The sequence below is a fragment of the Acinetobacter pengchengensis genome, from assembly GCF_982235305.1.
On sequence record NZ_CEVATJ010000001.1, the window covers coordinates 2,259,427 to 2,281,394 of the forward strand.

The 21,968-nt window shown below is 37.5% G+C and carries 20 protein-coding genes and 1 pseudogene; 4 read left to right on the forward strand and 17 right to left on the reverse strand.

Features of this window, described 5'->3' with window-relative positions; translation table 11 throughout:
• Nucleotides 1-6 precede the first annotated feature (6 nt).
• Nucleotides 7-879, forward strand: coding sequence for a lysophospholipid acyltransferase family protein (locus AC0T5Z_RS10950; protein ID WP_435337004.1), 873 nt, complete (start codon nucleotides 7-9; stop codon nucleotides 877-879).
• A 73-nt stretch (nucleotides 880-952) separates the two neighbouring features.
• Here the strand turns inward: AC0T5Z_RS10950 and AC0T5Z_RS10955 are convergent.
• The 14 genes and pseudogenes from AC0T5Z_RS10955 to AC0T5Z_RS11020 all read right to left on the reverse strand — a co-directional run bounded on the left by AC0T5Z_RS10955 (nucleotide 953) and on the right by AC0T5Z_RS11020 (nucleotide 12,836).
• Nucleotides 953-2,188, reverse strand: a pseudogene (locus AC0T5Z_RS10955) (IS256 family transposase).
• 76 nt (nucleotides 2,189-2,264) lie between these two features.
• Nucleotides 2,265-3,476: a glycosyltransferase family 61 protein gene (locus tag AC0T5Z_RS10960; protein WP_435337005.1), complete on the reverse strand. Its 1,212-nt coding sequence runs from the start codon at nucleotides 3,474-3,476 to the stop codon at nucleotides 2,265-2,267.
• Between the two features lie 14 nt (nucleotides 3,477-3,490).
• Complete coding sequence (locus AC0T5Z_RS10965) at nucleotides 3,491-4,345, reverse strand: glycosyltransferase family 2 protein (RefSeq protein ID WP_435337006.1); 855 nt, start codon at nucleotides 4,343-4,345, stop codon at nucleotides 3,491-3,493.
• On the reverse strand, nucleotides 4,338-5,459 hold the full coding sequence (locus AC0T5Z_RS10970; protein WP_435337007.1) for a DegT/DnrJ/EryC1/StrS family aminotransferase: 1,122 nt from the start codon (nucleotides 5,457-5,459) through the stop codon (nucleotides 4,338-4,340). The genes AC0T5Z_RS10965 and AC0T5Z_RS10970 overlap by 8 nt, the downstream gene beginning before the upstream one ends.
• A 12-nt stretch (nucleotides 5,460-5,471) precedes the next feature.
• On the reverse strand, nucleotides 5,472-5,879 hold the full coding sequence (locus tag AC0T5Z_RS10975; protein WP_167846273.1) for a MaoC family dehydratase: 408 nt from the start codon (nucleotides 5,877-5,879) through the stop codon (nucleotides 5,472-5,474).
• 6 nt (nucleotides 5,880-5,885) lie between these two features.
• Nucleotides 5,886-6,425, reverse strand: a complete 540-nt coding sequence (locus AC0T5Z_RS10980; protein ID WP_167846274.1) for a GNAT family N-acetyltransferase — start codon at nucleotides 6,423-6,425, stop codon at nucleotides 5,886-5,888.
• Entirely contained in the window at nucleotides 6,422-6,823 is a 402-nt protein-coding gene (locus AC0T5Z_RS10985; RefSeq protein WP_167846275.1) for a sugar 3,4-ketoisomerase, read from the reverse strand. The genes AC0T5Z_RS10980 and AC0T5Z_RS10985 overlap by 4 nt, the downstream gene beginning before the upstream one ends.
• Complete coding sequence (rfbA, locus tag AC0T5Z_RS10990) at nucleotides 6,820-7,704, reverse strand: glucose-1-phosphate thymidylyltransferase RfbA (RefSeq protein WP_167846276.1); 885 nt, start codon at nucleotides 7,702-7,704, stop codon at nucleotides 6,820-6,822. The genes AC0T5Z_RS10985 and rfbA overlap by 4 nt, the downstream gene beginning before the upstream one ends.
• Nucleotides 7,704-8,762, reverse strand: a complete 1,059-nt coding sequence (gene rfbB / locus AC0T5Z_RS10995) for a dTDP-glucose 4,6-dehydratase (RefSeq protein WP_435337008.1) — start codon at nucleotides 8,760-8,762, stop codon at nucleotides 7,704-7,706. The genes rfbA and rfbB overlap by 1 nt, the downstream gene beginning before the upstream one ends.
• A gap of 89 nt (nucleotides 8,763-8,851) precedes the next feature.
• The gene (locus AC0T5Z_RS11000; protein ID WP_435337009.1) at nucleotides 8,852-9,622 is read right to left on the reverse strand and encodes a glycosyltransferase family 25 protein; all 771 of its coding nucleotides are present in this window, start codon (nucleotides 9,620-9,622) and stop codon (nucleotides 8,852-8,854) included.
• 92 nt (nucleotides 9,623-9,714) lie between these two features.
• Nucleotides 9,715-10,374, reverse strand: coding sequence for a glycosyltransferase family 32 protein (locus tag AC0T5Z_RS11005; protein WP_435337010.1), 660 nt, complete (start codon nucleotides 10,372-10,374; stop codon nucleotides 9,715-9,717).
• A gap of 113 nt (nucleotides 10,375-10,487) precedes the next feature.
• Nucleotides 10,488-11,282 (reverse strand): glycosyltransferase family 25 protein, encoded by a 795-nt coding sequence (locus tag AC0T5Z_RS11010; protein WP_435337011.1) that lies wholly within the window; start codon nucleotides 11,280-11,282, stop codon nucleotides 10,488-10,490.
• A gap of 15 nt (nucleotides 11,283-11,297) precedes the next feature.
• Entirely contained in the window at nucleotides 11,298-12,047 is a 750-nt protein-coding gene (locus AC0T5Z_RS11015; protein WP_435337012.1) for a glycosyltransferase family 25 protein, read from the reverse strand.
• A gap of 18 nt (nucleotides 12,048-12,065) precedes the next feature.
• On the reverse strand, nucleotides 12,066-12,836 hold the full coding sequence (locus AC0T5Z_RS11020; protein WP_171525190.1) for a glycosyltransferase: 771 nt from the start codon (nucleotides 12,834-12,836) through the stop codon (nucleotides 12,066-12,068).
• 191 nt (nucleotides 12,837-13,027) lie between these two features.
• Between AC0T5Z_RS11020 and AC0T5Z_RS11025 the strand changes: the two genes are divergently transcribed.
• Nucleotides 13,028-14,197: a nucleotide sugar dehydrogenase gene (locus AC0T5Z_RS11025; protein ID WP_435337013.1), complete on the forward strand. Its 1,170-nt coding sequence runs from the start codon at nucleotides 13,028-13,030 to the stop codon at nucleotides 14,195-14,197.
• Nucleotides 14,198-14,729: 532 nt separating this feature from the next.
• Here AC0T5Z_RS11025 and ilvC read toward each other — a convergent pair.
• The 3 genes from ilvC to AC0T5Z_RS11040 form a co-directional block, all read right to left on the reverse strand.
• A complete protein-coding gene (gene ilvC / locus AC0T5Z_RS11030) occupies nucleotides 14,730-15,746 on the reverse strand; it encodes a ketol-acid reductoisomerase (protein WP_004974988.1) in 1,017 nt (338 codons plus the stop codon).
• A gap of 126 nt (nucleotides 15,747-15,872) precedes the next feature.
• Nucleotides 15,873-16,364: an acetolactate synthase small subunit gene (gene ilvN, locus AC0T5Z_RS11035; RefSeq protein ID WP_004974986.1), complete on the reverse strand. Its 492-nt coding sequence runs from the start codon at nucleotides 16,362-16,364 to the stop codon at nucleotides 15,873-15,875.
• On the reverse strand, nucleotides 16,361-18,088 hold the full coding sequence (locus tag AC0T5Z_RS11040; RefSeq protein ID WP_435337014.1) for an acetolactate synthase 3 large subunit: 1,728 nt from the start codon (nucleotides 18,086-18,088) through the stop codon (nucleotides 16,361-16,363). The genes ilvN and AC0T5Z_RS11040 overlap by 4 nt, the downstream gene beginning before the upstream one ends.
• 715 nt (nucleotides 18,089-18,803) lie before the next feature.
• On the opposite strand from AC0T5Z_RS11040, the gene AC0T5Z_RS11045 reads away from it, so the two are divergent.
• The gene (locus AC0T5Z_RS11045) at nucleotides 18,804-19,154 is read left to right on the forward strand and encodes a DUF4124 domain-containing protein (protein ID WP_435337015.1); all 351 of its coding nucleotides are present in this window, start codon (nucleotides 18,804-18,806) and stop codon (nucleotides 19,152-19,154) included.
• Nucleotides 19,155-19,308: 154 nt separating this feature from the next.
• Nucleotides 19,309-21,930: a leucine--tRNA ligase gene (gene leuS / locus AC0T5Z_RS11050; protein ID WP_435337016.1), complete on the forward strand. Its 2,622-nt coding sequence runs from the start codon at nucleotides 19,309-19,311 to the stop codon at nucleotides 21,928-21,930.
• Nucleotides 21,931-21,968: the final 38 nt, after the last annotated feature.

The window sequence follows — 21,968 nt, forward strand, 5'->3', positions numbered from 1 at the left end:
CTATTTATGTATGCTTTGCTGAAGAATTTTTCTCGTCTTCCGTTAAGAATCATTCAATCTATGGCAAAAGCTGTAGGTTCCCTGCTGTATTATTCAAACTCTTCCGCAAGAACCACAACCGAAATCAATTTAAAATCGGCTTATCCTGAACTTACAGATGCGGAAAGACAAAGCCTAACTAAAAAAAGTCTTAAAAGTCAGTGCATGACGTATGCGGAATCTGTAAAAATTTGGGGCTCATCTACAGAATATGCCCTCTCATTGATTCGAGATATTCATGGTGCTGATTTATTTTTAAAAGCTTTAGAAAACCCAAATGGTACTTTGGCTGTTGTTCCTCATTTTGGAACTTGGGAATTACTAAATGTTTGGCTAAATCAACACACTGCACCTGTCATTATGTATAAACCTAGCAAAAATAAAGATTTAGATCGTTTTATGTTAGAGGCTCGTCAGCGTTTGAATGCAACTTTAGTCCCTACCGATGATACAGGTGTACGTGCGCTATTTAAGCATTTGAAGCAAGGTGGTTTTTCTGCAATTTTACCTGATCATGTACCTAAAGAGTCTGGAGGAATTTACTCTCCGTTTTATGGTCAAAATGCATTATCCTCAACTTTGCTTTCTAAGCTAGCCGCAAAAACCCAATGTTCCGTGATCGGGTTAAGTTGTTTAAGACGTGATGATTTATCGGGTTATGATATTTATGTAACCGAATTATCAAATGATATTTTATCTAAAGATTTACAGCTTTCTGTAGATACCTTAAACAAAGAAATGGAGCGCATGATTAATTACGCTCCGGAGCAGTATTTGTGGGGGTATAAGCGGTTTAGGAAGGTTGAGGGAGGAAGAAACCACTATAAAAAAATTTTATAAGTTGAGTTTCCAATTGAACTATATTACTCAAAATTAAATTAGAGGGTGTAAATAATTCTGTGTAAATACAGTTTTAAAAATACTTGGTTACACGCTCTTCAAACATGATACTAAAGCGATTCATGGCAGCTTTCCAATTCTGAATAGGCATCGTCCATTTTTTGCTTGCTGCCATAATTGCTAAATATACCACCTTTTTCACGGAATCATCAGTTGGGAAGATTTTTCTTTTCTTGGTTGCATGGCGGATAACGCTGTTCAATGATTCAATCGCATTCGTCGTGTAAATCGCTTTGCGAATATCCATAGAATAAGCGAAAAACGTGTTTAGATTCGACCAGTTGGCAAGCCATGACTTGCTGATTTGAGGATACTTCTCATCCCATTTTTGTCCAAATTCATCTAAAGCCTGTAAGGCTGCGTCTTCTGTAACAGCTTTATATATCTTTTTTAAATCGGCTGTGACAGCTTTGTAGTCTTTCCAACTCACATATTTAAGGTTGTTGCGTACCATGTGGATGATACACAACTGAATATGCGTATCAGGGTAAATTGTATTGATTGCATCAGGAAAGCCCTTCAGTCCTGAGAAGCGCTGCTTCGCAAGGCAGGCAATCAATATCCTTTAACCCACGATTTTTCAGTTCTGTAAGGACTGAGAGCCAAAATTTAGAACCTTCGTTTTCTGACATCCACATACCTAATAAGTCTTTCTGTCCGTCTGTATTGACACCTAATGCCAGATACACCGCTTTGTTAATAATCGTACTATCTTGACGCACTTTCACGACGATACAATCCATATAGACAATAGGATAAAGGGCATCCAATGGTCGATTTTGCCATTCTATTACTTGTTCTTTAACTGCATCCGTCACTTTGGAAATAAGCGTTGGGGAGACGTCCGCATCGTACATTTCCTTGAATGTGGCAACAATATCTCGTGTCGTCATGCCTTTGGCGTATAAGGATAGGATTTGGCTATCCATTTGTGTGATACGCCTTGCGAAGCGCTGCTTCTCATCTTCTTGATCAACTGGGGCTCAAAAGTGCCATCACGATCTCTAGGCGTGTCTAGTTCAAATTCACCATCATCAGTAAATAGCCGTTTGGTTGTATAGCCATTACGTGTATTTTTGCCTATACGAGGACTATTCTTCTCATAGCCTAAATGTTCAGTCAGTTCAGCATTGAGTGCAGTTTCAACGGTGAGTTTCTTTAAAGCTTTACTGAAATTATTCAGGTCAGCTTCTGTTTTTAAGTTCTTAGCAAATTCTTTTGCCAATGCCAGCATTGCTTCATCTTTCATGGTAAACACCTGTGTTGCCCCCCCCAACAGCGTTGAGGGATAGTTTAAGCGTTTACACATTTTTATTTACAGTCTCTTAAATTATCATTTTAGCATATAACTCTTTTAGCTTAGATAACTCAACCATATAATTTGAATGAATATTATCAAAATTATCTACTTGATCAATAATAAAAAAATTCATATCACAATCAAAAATTTTAGCTAAAGATGAAAAAACAGAAAATTCTGACATCTCATCAGATAACCAACTGATAGCTTTACATCCCTTTTTACAGAAAATAATATTTGACCAGGCAGCACCACTAGGACCTATAATAAAATCAGCTTGATTGAATAATAAAATTTGCTCTTCCAACGCTAAATCGTCTAAATATACTGCCTCAAAGCCTTGTGTACCCAAATATTCTATTATTTCCTCTTGATTATACGATCTTAACTGACTTTTTTTTCTCGCAAGAAAAATTTTTGATTTTTTTACTTTTTTAGATGGAATTGATTTCATCAAAATTTCTCTCAAATCCTTTAAAATAGGTATTGAAAAAAATGAATATTCAACAGAAGATAAAATATTTTTAGTATTGAATACTACATTATTAGCTGAGTTGATATAAAAAACACTTTCTGCATATAAATTACAATTTTTCTCAATATAAAAAATAGGAGTGGCAATACCTCTACTATTTAATACTATTTCTAGCAACCTCCTATAAGAGACAATATCCCTAACTGAAGAATCACAAACAATATAATCGATAGCATATTTTTTAAAAACATCATTATCGACTAAAAGAAGCCTAGGTATTATTTCAACCAACCAATGATAATAATTAAAGCAACCATTACCACCTAAAAAAAATACTCTATTCAATTTTATACTTTTTTTATTAAAGCGCAATAATGCATAAAGCTCATTATGCACTCTCACAAAACCAGTTGAATAGTTACAGAATTCTAAAGAAATATTAGGCACTCTCTCTAAAATAACAAAATCATCACTAATTAAATAAAAGCTTGATGAACGAATATTTATCAAAGTCGTATTAAACTTGTATAATGAGATAGTAATATTAGAGTTATATTTTCTCCCTCGGCCTTCATTAAAAACTGGAGAAAAACTAACACAAGTTAATTGTTTACTGATATCATTAAGCTTATTCCCTTGAACCTCATCCAACCAAACTAGTTTTTTCTTGTAAATCCTCATCAATCTCAAACACTTATATAAAAAATCAAGTACTACAAAGTCCCTTTTTTCTATATAACTAATTAATACTTTCCCTATCATATACAATCTTTCACTTAATTTCTTATACTCTTAATCAGATACCTAAATGTATATTTAAGTCTCAAAAACAAATATAACAAATAGCTCTTTTCTTTAGCTGGACGTACTTTATATAATTTATACACCATATACTCAGCATAAGGAAATCCACGATATCCCTTATATCTTTTTACTAACTCTAATACCTCATTAAACATAAGAGCCTTGTCTTTACTCAAATTATTATCATGCATCCTGTATGAAACTATTATATCGGGGATATAAACCAATTTGGCACCATCTTCTGTTAATCGAAGCCACAGATCCCAATCTTCTACCATTGTCTTCTCATTATATCCACCTATTCCTCTCAAATTTTTACATCTAATCATTTGTGATGAAGCTGGAATATCATGTTTGTGATGAAACACATCTCTAAAACTAAACTCTTTATAAGGTGCTTTCTTAATACTAATTATACGATTTTCATTATCAATATATTGATGGGCTCCAACAACTGCTGAAACCATAGGGTTTTTTTTAAAGATATCAAGCTGTATAAAGGTCTTTTCTTCTAACATCTGATCATCAGATGCCAATGCACAAAAATACTCACCTTCCGCCCAGTCTAGCGCTTCATTTAATGTATTACTTAATCCTTTATTTGAACGGTGTCTAAACTCAAAACGAACAAATCTTTGCTTACACTCAACCATTAACTCTTCAATTTTGTTTAAAGACTGATCAGTGGAACCATCATCAATAATTATGAGCTCAATATTTTCATAAGTTTGATTAATAACACTACGTATTGCATCTTGTACAAAGGAAGCATGATTATAACTCGGAATCACGACACTAACTAAGGGCTTCAATATTTGCTTATCCATTTACTCTAAACTCATTACATAGCTTCACAACTAAACTAACATCTTCAATATCTAAGTGACCTCCCATAGGTAAACTCAAAACTTCTCTATGTATCTGCTCAGAAATTGGATAACTTAAATTCTTACATTCTTTATATGCTTGTTGTTTGTGTGGAGGAATTGGATAATGAATTAATGTTTGAACACCATGATCTAATAAAAACTGTTGTAATGCATCACGATGTTTGCAGCGAATTACAAATAAATGCCAAACATGCTGCATATAAGATTCAGCATTAATAGAGCTTAATGAAAGTTGAATTAGTGGATTTTTAATTCCATTCAAATACAAACTCGCAATATTACGTCTGTGCTGAGTTTCTTGGTCCAAGTATTTGAGCTTAACATCCAGCATAGCTGCTTGTATTTCATCTAATCGACTATTCACACCCGGAACTAAATTTTTATACTTTTCATGCGAGCCATAGTTACGCAATGCTTTTAACATAGTAGCTAATTCTGCATCATTCGTCGTAACTGCACCCGCATCACCCAATGCACCTAAATTTTTTCCAGGATAAAAACTAAAACCTGAAGCATCACCCCAGTTCCCTGCTTTTATCCCTTGTAGTTGTGCACCATGACTTTGCGCTGAATCTTCTAAAACCAACAAGTTGTATTGTTTGGCAATTTGCATGATTTCTGGCATATCAGCGAGTTGCCCATATAAATGGACAGGTAAAATCACTTTGGTTTTAGCCGTTATTGCTTCTTTTATTTTTATAGGATCAATATTGTAGGTAGAAATATTTGGCTCAACTAAAACTGGCGTCAAGTTATTTGCTGTAATGGCAAGAATGCTAGCAATATAGGTATTCGATGGAACAATAACTTCATCTCCATCTTTAAGTTTGCCTAACTCTTTCCATGCACGTAGTGTCAGAATCAATGCATCTAAGCCGTTTGCAACACCAATTGCAAACTGTGTACCACAATATTCAGCAAAGTTCTTTTCAAAACTTTGTAGCTCTTTACCACCAATATACCAACCTGAATCAATCACTCGCGTACAAGCCGTAATCAACTCTTCACGATACTGCTGATTGATATTTTTTAAATCAAGGAAAGGGATCATTATAAATTCACATTATTCAGGAATATAAAGTTCAGCCATACCCACAATACACTCTTGATCATTAGATACAGCAACTGTCTTAAAAATTACACGTTTCTTTTCTTGCAGAACATCTATTATTTCTACTTTAAAAATAACTTTTTCGTTTAAGTATATAGGTCTAAGAAATTTATTTTCAGATTTTAAGTAAATGCAACCGGCGCCTGGTAAGCAGTTTGCAAAAATTGTAGAAAAAATACTGCTAGCTAAAGCACCATGTACAATACGTGCACCAAAAATTGTATTTTTTGCATAACTTTCATTTAAATGAACAGGATTTGTATCGCCAGAGAGTTCAGAAAACAATTTCACATCACTCTCATTAAATGAGCGAACTAGTTCCGCGCACATCCCGACTTTATACTCAGTAATCGACAACATAATTAATCAACCCAAAAAACGACTATATTGAACTTTATTCTTTTCATATTTTTCTTTCGGGAAAATATAATATATATTCGTGCTGTCCTCTGACACTTTTTCTGCACCCATTTTCAAGTGAAATGAATGAACCTTATCATTCCCTCTCATTACATCATAATGACTTTGCTTGAAATCTAAATACTCAAAACCCGCCTCGTAAACTAAAAGCGCACTTTCAACCGCCGCATACTTAGTTTTATTTTCGTTTAAAATCCAACTTCCCCAGCAAAATGACTTTGATTCCTCTTTAAAGTCGTAAAGTCGCACTGTACCAACAGATAAATCATCACTATTTCTGCAAATAATAAAATAGTACTCTTCCCCAGCCTCTTCTCTTTTTTTATAATTTACAATCCATTGACGTTGAGCATCTTCATCTGCTGTAGATTTAGAAATATAAGTGTTTAATTGGTCATTATTTCTTAAGCTACAAATAAATGCAGCATCACTTTCATGCACTAACCGAAGATAAACCGTATTCGCCTTCAAATCAAAATCTTTCATTTTAGCCTCTCCATAGCCTGAAACTCAGTATACGTACGAATATAGTCATTTTCATCATAATGTTCACTTGCCAATACCAATAAAACACAATCTTCTGAAAAATCATGCATTTCTCGCCAAGTTAGCGCATCAATATAAAGACCTTGTGTTGGTGAGTTAAGCGTTACTTCTTCTCTAGTATGCCCATTATCTAAAATAAAACGACAACTTCCTTTGACGCACACCGCGACTTGCTTTAAATCGATATGTGCATGAAAGCCACGAGACTGATTGGTTGTATTAAAAATATAATACAAACGCTTAATCTCAAAAGGAATGGATTGATTAGACTCTATTGCAACCAATCCCCCTCGCTGATCTCCCAAACTCGGCAAATCAATTAGTTTTATTAAACTCATATTAATTCATTCACCAATGAAATTAGATATTGACCATAGTCATTTTTACTCATGCTCTGACCAATTTCTAAAACCTGTTCTTTACTGAGCCAGCCATTATTCAAGGCAATTTCTTCTAAACACGCCACTTTATAGCCCTGACGTTTTTCAATGGTTTCTACAAACTGTGCTGCCTCTAGCAAACTTGAATGCGTACCTGTATCCAACCATGCAAAACCACGTCCAAGTAACTCTACATTTAAATCACCACGTTCTAAATACATCTGATTAACGGTAGTAATCTCTAACTCTCCACGCTCAGAAGGCTTCACTTGTTTCGCAATTTGAATCACATCATTGTCATAAAAATACAAACCGGTGACTGCAAAGTGAGATTTAGGTTGTTTAGGTTTTTCTTCTAAAGAAATTGCTCGTTTCTGCTCATCAAATTCAACCACACCAAAACGCTCAGGGTCTTTCACCTGATAGCCAAATACCGTTGCACCTTTTTGACGGGCAACGGCTTGACGTAGCATTGGAGTAAAACCTTGACCATAAAAAATATTGTCGCCAAGCACTAAGCAAACATTACTATCCCCAATAAAGCTTTCACCAATTATAAATGCTTGCGCTAAACCGTCTGGACTAGGTTGGACTGCATATTCAAGCTGAATACCAAATTGAGCACCATCACCCAACAAACGCTTAAAACCATCAATATCTTCAGGAGTACTAATAATGAGTACTTCACAAATACCTGCAAGCATAAGCACCGAAAGCGGGTAATACACCATTGGCTTGTCATAAATAGGCAATAATTGCTTAGATACACCTTTGGTAATCGGATATAAACGTGTACCTGAACCGCCCGCTAAAATAATACCTTTTGTTGTATTTGACATTATGAATTTACACCTAATCTTTCGCGTTGGTAACTGCCATCTTGCACTCGATGACACCAATCTAAATTATTTAAATACCATTGCACCGTTTTACGAATTCCAGTTTCAAAAGTTTCTGTAGGTGTCCAACCTAATTCATTTTGAATTTTTGTAGCATCAATCGCATAGCGTAAATCATGCCCAGGGCGGTCTTTTACAAATGTAATCAGTGATTCATAGGTTTGACCATTTACCTGTGGTTTTAGCTCATTCAAAATTTTACAAATAGTTTTGACCACTTCTATATTCTGTTTTTCATTATGACCACCAATATTATAGGTTTCACCCACTACACCCTCAGTCACCACTTTATATAAAGCGCGTGCATGATCTTCTACAAATAACCAATCCCGAATTTGCTGACCATTACCATATACAGGCAAAGGTTTAGCATCCAGTGCATTTAAGATCACCAATGGAATTAATTTTTCTGGAAAATGGTAAGGCCCATAATTATTGGAGCAATTGGTCACAATGATAGGTAGGCCATAAGTTCTGTGCCAAGCACGTACCAGATGATCCGAACTGGCTTTAGAGGCAGAATATGGAGAGCTTGGCGCGTATGAAGTTGTTTCAGTAAACAAATCTGTCGTGCCTTCTAAGTCACCATAAACCTCATCAGTTGAAATATGATGAAAGCGAAAGTTTTGTTGAGCTTCGGCGTCAAGCCCCATCCAATACTTTCGAGCGGCTTCTAATAAAGTATAAGTTCCCACAATATTGGTTTGAATAAATGCTGCTGGGCCATCAATTGAGCGGTCTACATGCGACTCTGCAGCTAAATGCATAATTGCATGGGGTTGAAACGCATCTATTGCGGCTGTAATTTGCTCAGTATCGCAAATATCAATTTGCTTAAACTGGTAGTTTAAATCTTGATCAATTTCTTTTAACGACTCTAAATTACCTGCGTAAGTCAGTTTATCTATGTTTAAAACTTGGCTGTTGGTATTTTGGATAATATGGCGGATCACGGCTGAACCAATAAAGCCTGCACCGCCAGTCACAAGAATGCGCATCTCAAGCTATTCCTATTATTTCATCATATTTATATTTTGATGTTTTAAACAAGGCATCGATTTATTTAACATAACTGCTAGTCCAACTTCTATTTAAACTCAATATGCTTACCAACTACAGCATATTTTACTTGTTTAAATATACGTGCAATCTCTAATTGAACCTTAGCTAACCCTTTCTTCTTTTGCTTACGCATGCGTGCTTTACGTTCAGCAAGCAAATCACTAGCAAGTACAGTGTTTTTTTCAGGAAATAACTTCATTTCTTGAATGCACAATGCAGGCGACATTTGATAAACGGGATGTGTTTGCTTAAGAATAAACTCATTAAACATAACCTGATCTAAAGGAATAAGTTGAATTTGACTTATATATTCTAAATATTTCTGCGCACCTCGAAGACTTAGAATATAACCTGCAGTTCCTAGATTTGGCCCCCTTAACGCAACAATTTTACGATTTTCATTAGCTACTTTAGCCTCAACAGAACCAAGTAGAACCTTATCTGCAAATGCTTCAGTTTTTATAATATCCCAATCAGATTTAATCCAATCAGTATGATTTAATAACTCACTAGAGTTTTCTCCCAGATATACATCATCTTCAAATATAGCCACATAAGGAATTTGCTCGTTGACCATTTTTTTCCAAATTGACACATGGCTCATAAAGCATGCAAGCTCCCCATATGTCAAAAAGTCACTATGAACCCTTAAATTCATTTTTTCAGCTAAAGGTTTTGCTAACTCAGGAGTAAGCGCATCAAAAAAACTAAACTTGATACTTTGTTGTCCAAATTCTTTTTCAATATGCTGTCTGCGTGCAACAGCCATTTCCAAACTAATAACATAGACTTGCATTGAATTCACTTCACTTTAAAAGTACGAAATAACTCTAAGATAATTTACACTTATAGCCAAAGATTAAATAATTAACTCAAAAATCATAATTTTCATTTAAGTCGTTTTTTCACACTATTCATAAATTTTTGCCAACCTGAAAGTTTCCAAGTCTTATGCCAATGATGAATTGCCAATGTATTTTCTGTAATATCACAAAACATAAGTTGCTTCACAGTTTGATTAGCATCATACGGATTGTAGGGATAAAATGTTTCTGTATCTAAAACTTGTAGTATTTTTTGATCTTTCAAATAAATTTCAGTAATTACATGTGGAATCGTTTTAAAAACAATAGGCCGCATTTCTGTATAGTATTTTAATATTTGTTGAAAAAATGGTGCATTAGGCATACCACCTATTACAGCACCATTCAACATGAGTCCATTTCGACTTTCAGAAGCAGCAAAAGCCGTATATTCTAATAAGGGAGATAAGTTTTGGATCACTTCAACATCGGTATCTAAATATACCCCTCCGTACTCCCGCAAAGCATAAAAACGCATGAAATCTGAAGCAAAAGCATATAACTTTTTCTCAAGTGCATGTTTTAAATATGGGATATCGTCAGGAATGTTTGTCTCATCCCACTTTTTTATTTCCCACTCTGGACAATAAACTTGCCATGTCTTCATACATTTTTGCATCAAAGGAGAGTATTCTCCGCCACCAAACCAGCAAAAATGAATAATTTTAGGAATTCTTTCAGACATAAACGTGCAGTTACTATATGACTTTCAAGTTGATTATACATTTAATCAACTTAAATAGATCAAGTTATGGAAATTTTGTTTAGAGAGTGATGAAGCATCATTTGATCAAAAAACTACTTAAACTTTGAAGCATTTACATCTATATCTCGCCTACAACCTATAAACAAATACTTTAATTGTATGAAACCCAAAATAATTTGTGCGACTATTCTATTCCTTTTAAATCTAATTTTTTGTTTTACAGATAAATCAACCTGATGCACATTTTTTACTAAACCAATCACAGAATTTTTATCAATTTCTGTTTCAACACCATATATTGGGCAAATTACGCCTTGTAAAAGAGCTGCAGGTTCAATCTGAAAACCTCTTAAAGTACGACAACTTGCAATATATTCATCTACCAAACCAATTGATCTATCATTCATAAGATTTAATAATTTTTGTGCACCAGTAGGAAATAAAATATAACCACCTGTTCCATTCCTATCTTGATATAATTTATACAATTGATACTCATTAAAATGATGTGATGATGTTTTCCCAACAATTTTTTTTCTACCAACAACTTCTAAATTAACATAATCTAGGCCAGGTATACTTTCAATATGATCTAAAACATCTTTAAAATCGGAAACCAATACAGCATCATCCTCCAAAATTGCACAGGGTTGATTATACTGAATTACATATTCCCACGCCCTTTTATGACTCAAAAAGCAAGCTAACTCTGATTGTTTCATTGGTCGCTGGCCACCAAAAGCCATTTTTTTATAATCTTGTTCTGTAAAGTCCTGAATTGAAGTTGCTGAAAATCGCTCAAAACTCAACTCCAATCGCTCAAACTGAGTTAATTGTTCCTCAAACCGTTCGACAGACTGATCTAAATTAATCAACAAAATTTTCATTATTTTAAATAACTTTTAATTTGATTTAAAATATAAATGCTTAATAGCATTCAGCTTATTTCGCCACATCCTTTTTTGTCTAGGTGCAAACCTATCAATTCGCAAACTATTTTTTTTCTGCGCCAATGTATTTGCATCAATATCACTATCAACACCACTCGGTTGTACAATTGCTGGATAAATAGATAAACCTAAACCTGTTTCACATGCCCAAGCCTGAATTTCAACATCTATAGGTGTATAGATCTCTTTCATTTCAGATAAAAACTGTTGAGCTCCGCGCTTGGTCCATAGTAAACCCAAAGCGAGTATAGGAAAATAATATGCTTTAAATAAACCATATTGCTGTACTGTAGCAAACTCCCTTGCCAACTTCTTTTTATTGGCTGCAACATTAATAACAGCCCAATTAATATTTTGCTTTTGAATAATACTCAGGGATTTTTTCAAAATAAGATTAAAATCCTCATTAAGTTTGAGATCATCCTCTAATATCAATCCATAATCAGCATCAGAATTAACAAATGTTTCTAAAGCCTTTTTATGGCTTAAATAGCAACCAATTTCTGAGCCAATTAAGTCTCTTCCCGTATACGCATTCGAGCGAGCTGCATTGTAGAGATCAAAATTCTGAACATCCAACTGTCTTCCATCAACTGCAGAAATACGAATATAATCCATATGATGTTTTTTTAGCTCAGCATCAGCTTGTTTTAATCGATCAACACTAGAATCTAAGTTGATCAAATACACACCTAACTTCATTTTTTAAATTCCAAGTTCTTACTGCCAAGCCTCTTTAATCCAATCCGATGGTAATACATAACGATACCACTTACCCCCACCACCATGAATTGCATCAGGCGGGTTAATTTCACCATGGAAGATAATAATTTTTACACCATCTGGCTTTACAGGTGGCTTAAAATAAGCCATCGGAATTTTTTGCAAACAATGATATTTATAACTTTTGCACCAACTGTCTGGCCAGTAAGTTAACTTTTTCTCTTGATCTACATACCAAGATAAATATGCTTGCTCATTACGGAACTTTTGGCGAATTTCATCAAAATGTTCACGAAAATATGGCAATAAACCAGGAAATGCACCTAACTTAAAACGATATACTGAACTGTTACCCGTAATACGCCATGGACGTTTCCAGTCATGAATAATCAAAAAATCGCCTGGATGGGTAAAGAAACCATCAATATTATCAACAATCACCACATCTAGGTCTAAAAACAGAGCATTGCCTGTTAACCCATATAAGTCTGGCTCAAAGGTCGAAAGCTTGTTCCAGCCACGTTCAGGTGCGCCCTCAGGCAATGCAAGTGGTGGAATCGGGAAACATTCTACATTTGAATCAATACCTTCAGTACGATCTGTCAAACACACCATTTTAAAATCAACTGTGGTATGTCGCTTCACCATATTATAAAGACGATTCACATACTCAGACCCGTATTTTGTGCCCCATTTCATACAGATCACAACATTTTGCTCAGTCAAATTATCTGCCTGAGCCTTTAGGTCATTTTGATTCATGTTCATGCATCCATTATCCACCCGCGCAATTTCAATATCATACCATTAACACAGCATAACTGAGATGCTTGCTTTTCATTTCTGCACAGTTTAACGCAAATCTTTCATAGAAATATAAGCTTCACCAAACCGTCATCGAGCTTGAATAAATTTTCATCACATTAAACACGTATAAATAATAAGAAATTTGATTGAATATGAAAATCGCAATTGCAGGTACAGGTTACGTCGGTTTATCTAATGCCATGATTTTTGCCCAACATCATCAGGTCGTGGCTTATGATCTTCAAGCAGAAAAAATTAAATTACTCAATCAACGCATCTCGCCCATTCGCGATCAAGAGATTTCTGATTTTTTAGCAAAACCTGAATTAAATTTTCAAGCCACACATTGCAAAGTCGATGCTTATCAACATGCAGATTTTGTGATTATCGCCACGCCTACTGACTACGACCCAGATACCAATTACTTCAATACGCAAAGTGTTGAAGCAGTCATTCAGGATGTATTGGCTATTAATCCTTTGGCAACCATGGTGATCAAATCCACTGTACCTGTAGGCTTCACCCAACAGATTAAGAAAAAATATCACACTGGAAATATTATTTTTTCACCTGAATTTTTGCGCGAAGGTAAAGCACTACATGACAATCTTTATCCTTCGCGGATTATTGTGGGTGAAAAATCAGAACGTGCCAAACTTTTTGCGAATATGCTGGTAGATGGTGCAATCAAAAAAGACTGTACGGTGCTGTTTACCGACGCTACCGAAGCCGAAGCGATTAAGCTATTCGCCAATACTTTTCTAGCGATGCGTGTGGCTTATTTCAATGAGTTAGATACCTATGCTCAAATCTACAACCTAGACACACGGCAAATTATTGATGGTGTCTGTTTAGACTCACGTATTGGTCAATTTTACAATAATCCATCCTTCGGTTATGGTGGATATTGCTTACCTAAAGACACCAAACAACTACTGGCAAACTATGCTCAAGTTCCGAGCAACTTAATTAAAGCGGTGGTAGATGCTAATCAAACCCGCCAAGAATTTATTGCCGAATCCATTCGTAAACAACAGCCCAAAGTGGTTGGGATTTATCGCCTGACCATGAAAAGTGGTTCAGATAATTTCCGTGCCTCTGCTATACAAGGCGTGATGCAATATCTCAAAGCCTATGGCATAAAAGTGATTATTTATGAACCCGAAATAGATCAGAAAAAGTTTTTAAATTCCAAAGTGATTCACGATTTAGCCGAGTTTAAACAACGTGCCGATTTAATTGTTTGTAACCGTAAATGCTCACTGCTGCATGATGTGCAAAACAAGGTTTATACGCGCGACGTATTTGGGATGGATGATTAGAATAATGTACAAGAAGCAAAATACTGTCTTGTCCGAAGTATAAAGCTCGTAGCAACATTTACTTCACCCATAAAACCTCTATATAAATAACGGCTTTATAAAGGTTAAACTAAAGCTTCGTTTTTCTCTTTATCAATAATCTTGGTCGCTTGAATCCAAGGTATGAGCAAGTTCAGAACACTGTTCTGAGCGAAGCGCAAGGAATTCAAAGCGCTGCTTTGAATGAAGCGCAACGAGTGAAAGTACCGTTTTCATTTATTTGAGGCACGTCACTATAAATATAAAAAACCCACTCAAATTGAGTGGGTTTTCGCATTCAAATCAACTGATTCGAGAAATTAGTTTTTCTCTTTGTCTACAATCTTGTTTGCTTGGATCCAAGGTACGAAAAAAATGGGAAAGCACTGCTTTCCCATTTTTTAAGGCACGTAACGCAACCTTAGTTCTTTTCTTTATCTACGATCTTGTTCGCTTGAATCCAAGGTACGAAAGAAAAGTAAAGCACTGCTTTACTTTTCTTAAGGCGCGTAACTTAGTTCTTTTCTTTGTCTACGATTTTGTTTGCTTGGATCCAAGGCATCATTGCACGTAATTTATTACCCGTTACCTCGATACCATGCGCCGCATTTTGACGACGACGAGCAGTCATAGATGGGTAGTTTAATGCACCCTCTTGGATGAACATCTTCGCATATTCACCAGATTGAATACGTTTAAGTGCATTACGCATTGCTTCACGAGACTGTTCGTTAATCACTTCAGTACCCGTTACATACTCGCCATATTCAGCATTGTTAGATACTGAATAGTTCATGTCAGCGATACCGCCTTCGAACATCAAGTCAACGATCAATTTAAGCTCGTGTAAGCATTCGAAGTAAGCCATTTCTGGTGCATAACCTGCTTCAACAAGAGTTTCGAAGCCCATTTTAACCAATTCAACAGCACCACCACAAAGAACTGCTTGCTCACCAAATAAGTCAGTTTCAGTTTCTTCACGGAAAGAAGTTTCGATGATACCTGTACGACCACCACCTACGCCTGAAGCGTAAGAAAGTGCAACGTTACGTGCATTACCAGAAGCATCTTGATGAATCGCGATAAGATCAGGAACACCTGAACCACGTTGGAATTCAGAACGTACAGTGTGACCAGGTGCTTTAGGTGCAACCATGATTACGTCTAAGTCAGCACGTGGAACAACTTGGTTATAAAGTACAGAGAAACCGTGAGCAAATGCTAAAGTTGCGCCTTGCTTGATGTTTGGTTCAATGACGTCACGATAAAGTTGTGATTGGAACTCATCTGGAGTCAAAATCATAACCAAGTCAGCTTGAGCAACAGCAGCAGGAACTTCAGAAACTTTAAGACCCGAATTTTCAGCTTTTTTCCAAGAAGCAGAACCAGCACGTAAACCTACAGTGACGTCTACGCCAGAATCTTTCAGGTTAAGCGCGTGCGCGTGACCTTGTGAACCGTAACCAATGATCGCTACTTTCTTAGATTGAATGATAGATAAGTCGCAGTCTTTATCGTAAAAAATTTGCATTGCTGTCTCCGCTAAAATGCTTTGGATTCTTATCTTACTCAAGTACTTATCTATTCAATACTTGAGTAAGCGCTCCATCCTTTGAGATGGAATGAATTCGATGAGTAAAATTAACTATAAATTCAGTTAAATGGTTAAAACTTTTTCGCCACGTGCGATACCTGACACACCTGAACGCACAACTTCTAAAATAGTGTTTTCTGCAATCGCATCAATAAAGCCATCTAATTTTTCAGTTGTACCCGCAAGCTGCACGGTATAAGTCGTTGGTGTAACATCAACAATTTGTCCACGGAAGATGTCAGCAGTGCGTTTAATTTCAGCACGTGCAGCACCCGATGCTTTGACTTTAATTAGCATCAATTCGCGTTCAATATGTGGACCTTCTGACAAGTCGACGACTTTAACCACTTCAACCAATTTGTTTAATTGCTTGGTGATCTGCTCAATTTTATGATCATCACCATACGTGGTCAGTGTTAAACGTGAAAGTGTTGGGTCTTCGGTTGGTGCAACGTTTAAAGTCTCAATGTTATAACCACGTTGAGAGAATAAACCCACTAAACGAGAAAGCGCACCTGATTCGTTTTCAACGAGAACGGAAATAATGTGTCTCATTCTGTACGCTCCCCTTTACCTAACCACATATCTTTCATGGATTGACCTGCAATTTGCATCGGATAAACGTGCTCTGTACGGTCAACCATGACATTAATGAATACGCATTTGTCATTAATTGCCATCGCTTCTGCAAGCTTAGATTCAAGCTCATCGGCATGGTTAATTTGAATACCAACGTGACCATAAGCTTCCATCAATTTAGGGAAGTCAGGCAATGAGTCAACATAAGAACTTGAGTGACGACCTTCATAGTTCATATCTTGCCATTGTTTAACCATACCTAAAGCTTGGTTATTCAAGCATAAGATTTTTACGTTTAAACCATATTGCTTACAGGTAGAAAGCTCTTGGATACACATCTGAATAGATGCCTCACCTGTAATACATACAACCTGTTGATCTGGATATGCCAGTTTAGCCGCCATTGCATACGGTAAACCTACGCCCATCGTTCCTAAACCGCCAGAGTTCAACCATTGACGTGGACGCTTGTACTTATAGTAGTTCGCGCCAAACATTTGGTGCTGACCAACGTCAGATGTAATAATTGCATCACCATTGGTCACTTTATCTAAAGCTTCAACTACTTGTTGTGGCTTCATGCTGCCATCAGTTGGCTTGTCATATTTCAGACCATGAACTTTGCGCCATTCATTAATTTGATTCCACCATGCAGCAATTGCTTCTGGGTTTGGCTTAGAAACATTTAACTGTTTCAACTGCACTAGCATTTCCTGAAGTACAGGTTCAACTGCACCCACAATTGGAATATGCGCCATGATGGTTTTTGAAATCGTCGCTGGGTCAATGTCAATATGAATGACTTTGGCATTTGGACAGAATTTTGCTGGATTATTGGTTACACGGTCATCAAAACGTGCACCAATACACAAAATCACATCAGCGTTGTGCATGGTCATGTTAGCTTCATACGTGCCATGCATCCCCAACATACCAATAAATTGTGGATCATTACCAGGGAACGCACCCAAGCCCATCAATGTATTGGTTACAGGAAAGCCCAAAATGTGCGCAAGTTCAGTCAATTGCTCAGATGCATTGCCTTGAACCACGCCACCGCCTGAATAAATCACAGGACGTTTGGCATTTAATAATTCATCAATCGCTTTACGAATTTGACCTGAGTGACCACGATGCGGCGGTTGATACGAACGCATCTTCACTTTTTCTGGGTATTCGTACGCAAATTTTTCCGCTGGATTGGTTGCATCCTTAGGAATATCAACCACCACAGGACCTGGACGGCCTGAAGATGCAATATAGAATGCCTTCTTAATAATCGAAGGAATTTCGCTGGCATGGCGCACTTGGAAACTATGTTTTACGATTGGACGTGAAATACCTACCATATCGGTTTCTTGGAAGGCATCTTCACCAATCAAGTGACTCGCAACCTGACCAGACAAAATCACCATTGGGATTGAGTCCATATATGCCGTTGCAATTGGAGTTACCGTGTTGGTTGCACCCGGACCTGAAGTCACAAGCACCACACCGGTTTTACCTGTTACACGCGAGTAGGCATCTGCCATATGACCAGCAGCTTGCTCATGGCGCACAAGGTAATGATTAATTTTGTCTTGTTGAAAGAACGCATCGTAAATATGAAGTACTGCGCCGCCTGGGTATCCAAAAACATGTTCAACGCCTTCGTCCGCCAATGCGCGAACGAGCATTTCACCACCAGATAAAAGTTCCAACGTGATTCACCCTAGTCTTGTCACTGCAAAATGGGAGACACCTGCAGTGTTTTGTTCATTAATTCGTGCACTGTTATAGCACACATATTTCATAGTTTTCATGGCAATAGGAAAAATTTCTGATCTGATTACCGTATAAGCAATATGAGATCTAAAATGTGTTGGGGTAAACACATTTTATAAGCTTTGTTCAGCTTCTCGGCTAGAGAAGTTGCCCATTGCATGACATGACACTTATTCGAAGGGTGATCGATCTAAGGCACATAAAACTAAAGTGTGCATTTTTGTAGTTTACCTGACTAAAGTCAAGTTTAAAAATCGGCTTTTTCTGCTTTATTGATAAACTGGGTATTTTTTAAGCTTTGTGTCATCCATCACAATTTAATCCAAAGTCTAATATTTCCATATAAAACAAATAACTTCAGATATTTGATGATTTTTTATAATTTTTTCATATTAAATTCATAAAAATAAAGAATGAGTTAAAAAAATATATAAAGCGCCTGGTTATGATTCACCAACGTATTTCAGCTTATTTTAAATCGCAAATAGGCAAGCCCATGCCCAATTTTAAACAAGCACTATTGCAGATAAAAATCATCAAAAATTGTCAATAAATCCTAGCTTCATGGGTAATTATTGCTAAAATTTAGCCAACATGATTTTTGTAATTGATTTTCTGCGATTTACCTTTTTTTGCTCAGGACGTCCAAACATGAAAACACCAATGATCCGCCGCTTGAGTTGTCTTTCTGCAAGCTTGATTTTAATTTTTGCCACCAGTGCCGTTTCTGCAAAACAATATTACAAGTGGGTCGATGCAAATGGTTCAACCCATTACACCACAACACCGCCACCAAAAACTGCCAAGAAAAAAGGTAAAGTCGATACCTATGGCTGGAAAAATTCAGCACCGACTGTTGCTACTCCTGCAAATCCTGCTGTGAATCCAACACCTAGTGCAACAAACCAACAAGCGACACCAACTACAAATCACCCTGAAGGAAATCCAGCCATGGATCAACAACAACGTGAAGCCAATGCAGCTTTAAATCAAGCAAAATAAGAACGTGCCAGTCTACAAGTTTGATGTTTTAAGCCATAAAATGCGACTCGCTCAAATTTTCCTGCACAATCCCATGCGCAAAATTCAATTTAGCTGCATTTTGCGCTATGCTGTGTGACACACTTTTTTAACCGTTTATTCCTGATTTAACCTTATGACTACTCACATTGACCCTGAATATCAAGCCAGTGCGATTGAACCTCAAGTCCAAAGCGACTGGGAATCTCGCAAAGCCTTTAAAGTTGCCGACACTGTCGAAGGTCCACGTCGTTATATCCTCTCGATGTTCCCTTACCCAAGCGGCAAACTGCACATGGGTCACGTGCGTAACTACACCATTGGTGATGTAATTAGCCGTTTTCACCGTTTAAAAGGTGAAACAGTCTTACAACCTATGGGTTGGGATGCTTTTGGTTTACCTGCTGAAAACGCAGCGATTGCGCATCAGGTTGCCCCAGCTAAATGGACTTTTGAAAATATCGCCTACATGCGCGACCAATTGAAAAAACTAGGTTTGGCAGTAGATTGGGATCGTGAATTTGCCACTTGCACCCCAGAGTATTACCACTGGGAACAATGGTTATTCGTGCAACTGTATAAAAAAGGGTTAATTTATCGCAAACTCTCGACAGTCAACTGGGATCCTGTCGATCAAACAGTTTTGGCCAATGAACAGGTCGAAAATGGTCGTGGTTGGCGTTCAGGTGCATTGGTAGAAAAACGCGATATTCCAATGTACTACTTCCGCATTACCGATTATGCCCAAGAATTATTAGATGATTTAGAAACCTTAAAAGATGGCTGGCCGCAGCAAGTTTTGACCATGCAGCGTAACTGGATTGGTCGTTCGCAAGGGATGGAAATTACATTCCCATCGGCAAATCCTGAAGTTTATGCAGAGGGTCTGACTGTATTTACCACGCGTGCCGATACCTTAATGGGTGCAACTTATGTGGCTGTGGCTGCAGAACATCCAATGGCGTTAAAAGCAGCAGAAAACAATGCGCAATTAAAAGCCTTTATTGAAGAATGCCGTATGGGTTCTGTAGCAGAAGCTGACCTTGCCACTGCCGAGAAAAAAGGTATGGCGACTGGCTTATTTGTGAAGCATCCAGTAACAGGTAAAGAATTACCTGTGTGGATTGCCAACTATGTGTTGATGTCTTACGGTTCTGGCGCGGTGATGGCTGTACCTTCACACGATGAGCGTGATTTTGAGTTTGCCAATAAATTCCAATTGCCAATTCTTCAGGTAATTGATGCCAAAGGTGCAGACGATGCGGACTTTGACACAACCCAATGGCAAGAATGGTACGGTTCTAAAGAAGGTAAACTGGTCAATTCTGGCGAATTTGATGGTTTAGATTTCCAAGCGGCTTTTGATGCAATTTTAGCGAAATTAGAGCCACAAGGCTTAGCCAATGTAAAAGTACAATTCCGCTTACGTGACTGGGGTGTTTCACGCCAACGCTACTGGGGTTGTCCAATTCCTATGATCAACTGTGAAAAATGTGGACAAGTCCCAGTTCCAGAAGATCAGCTTCCTGTCATTTTACCTACCGATGTTGTGCCAGATGGTTCAGGCAACCCGTTAAATAAAATGCCTGAATTCTATCAAACCACTTGCCCATGCTGTGGTGGCGAAGCACGTCGCGAAACCGACACTTTGGATACCTTTGTAGAATCGTCTTGGTACTATGCCCGCTATGCATCTCCAGATTTTACGGGCGGTATGGTCAAGCCTGAAGCTGCACAAACTTGGTTGCCGGTTAATCAATATATTGGTGGTGTAGAACACGCCATCTTGCACTTGTTATACGCGCGTTTCTTCCACAAACTCATGCGTGATGAAGGTGTGGTACAAGGCAATGAACCATTTACCAACTTACTGACTCAAGGCATGGTCTTGGCAGATACTTTCTATCGTGAAGCAGAAAACGGTAAAAAAACTTGGTTTAACCCTGCCGATATTGAACTTGAAAAAGACGAAAAAGGTCGTGTGCTTTCTGCAAAATACACGGGTGATGGTCAAGCAGTGATTGTTGGCGGTCAGGAAAAAATGTCGAAATCGAAAAATAATGGTATCGACCCGCAAGCCATTATTGATCAATACGGCGCAGATACTGCACGTGTGTTTATGATGTTCGCCGCACCACCCGATCAGTCTTTAGAGTGGTCAGATGCAGGCGTTGAAGGCGCTAACCGCTTCTTAAAACGCGTTTGGCGTTTAGCGGCAGGTTTCCTTGAAAAAGGCAGTAATGTAACTGCAATTGACAGCAGCAAACTTGCTACAGCAGCACAAGACTTACGCCGCAAAACCCATGAAACCATTCAAAAAGTAGGCGATGATATTGAGCGTCGTCATGCATTCAACACTGCAATTGCCGCATTGATGGAGCTCTTGAATGCTTGCAACAAGTTTGAAGCACAGAGCGAACAAGACTTTGCGGTTGAACGCGAAGCGATTGTGACTTTATTGACCTTGCTGGCACCATTTGCACCACACTTAAGCCAGACCTTACTGGCAGAGTTCGGAATTGAATTAACCGCTACCCTGTTCCCTGTCGTCGATGAGTCTGCATTAACCCGAAGTACTCAAACGATTGTGGTACAAGTCAATGGTAAATTACGTGGCAAGCTCGATGTCGCGATAGATGCTTCTAAAGAGGATATTCTTGCACTGGCCAAAGCCTTACCAGAAGTACAACCATTCTTGACTGGCCCAACCAAGAAAGAAATTGTGGTACCGAATAAGTTAGTGAATTTGGTTGTTTAAATCCTTAAGTACCCTCTCCTTTTAGGAGAGGGCTAGGG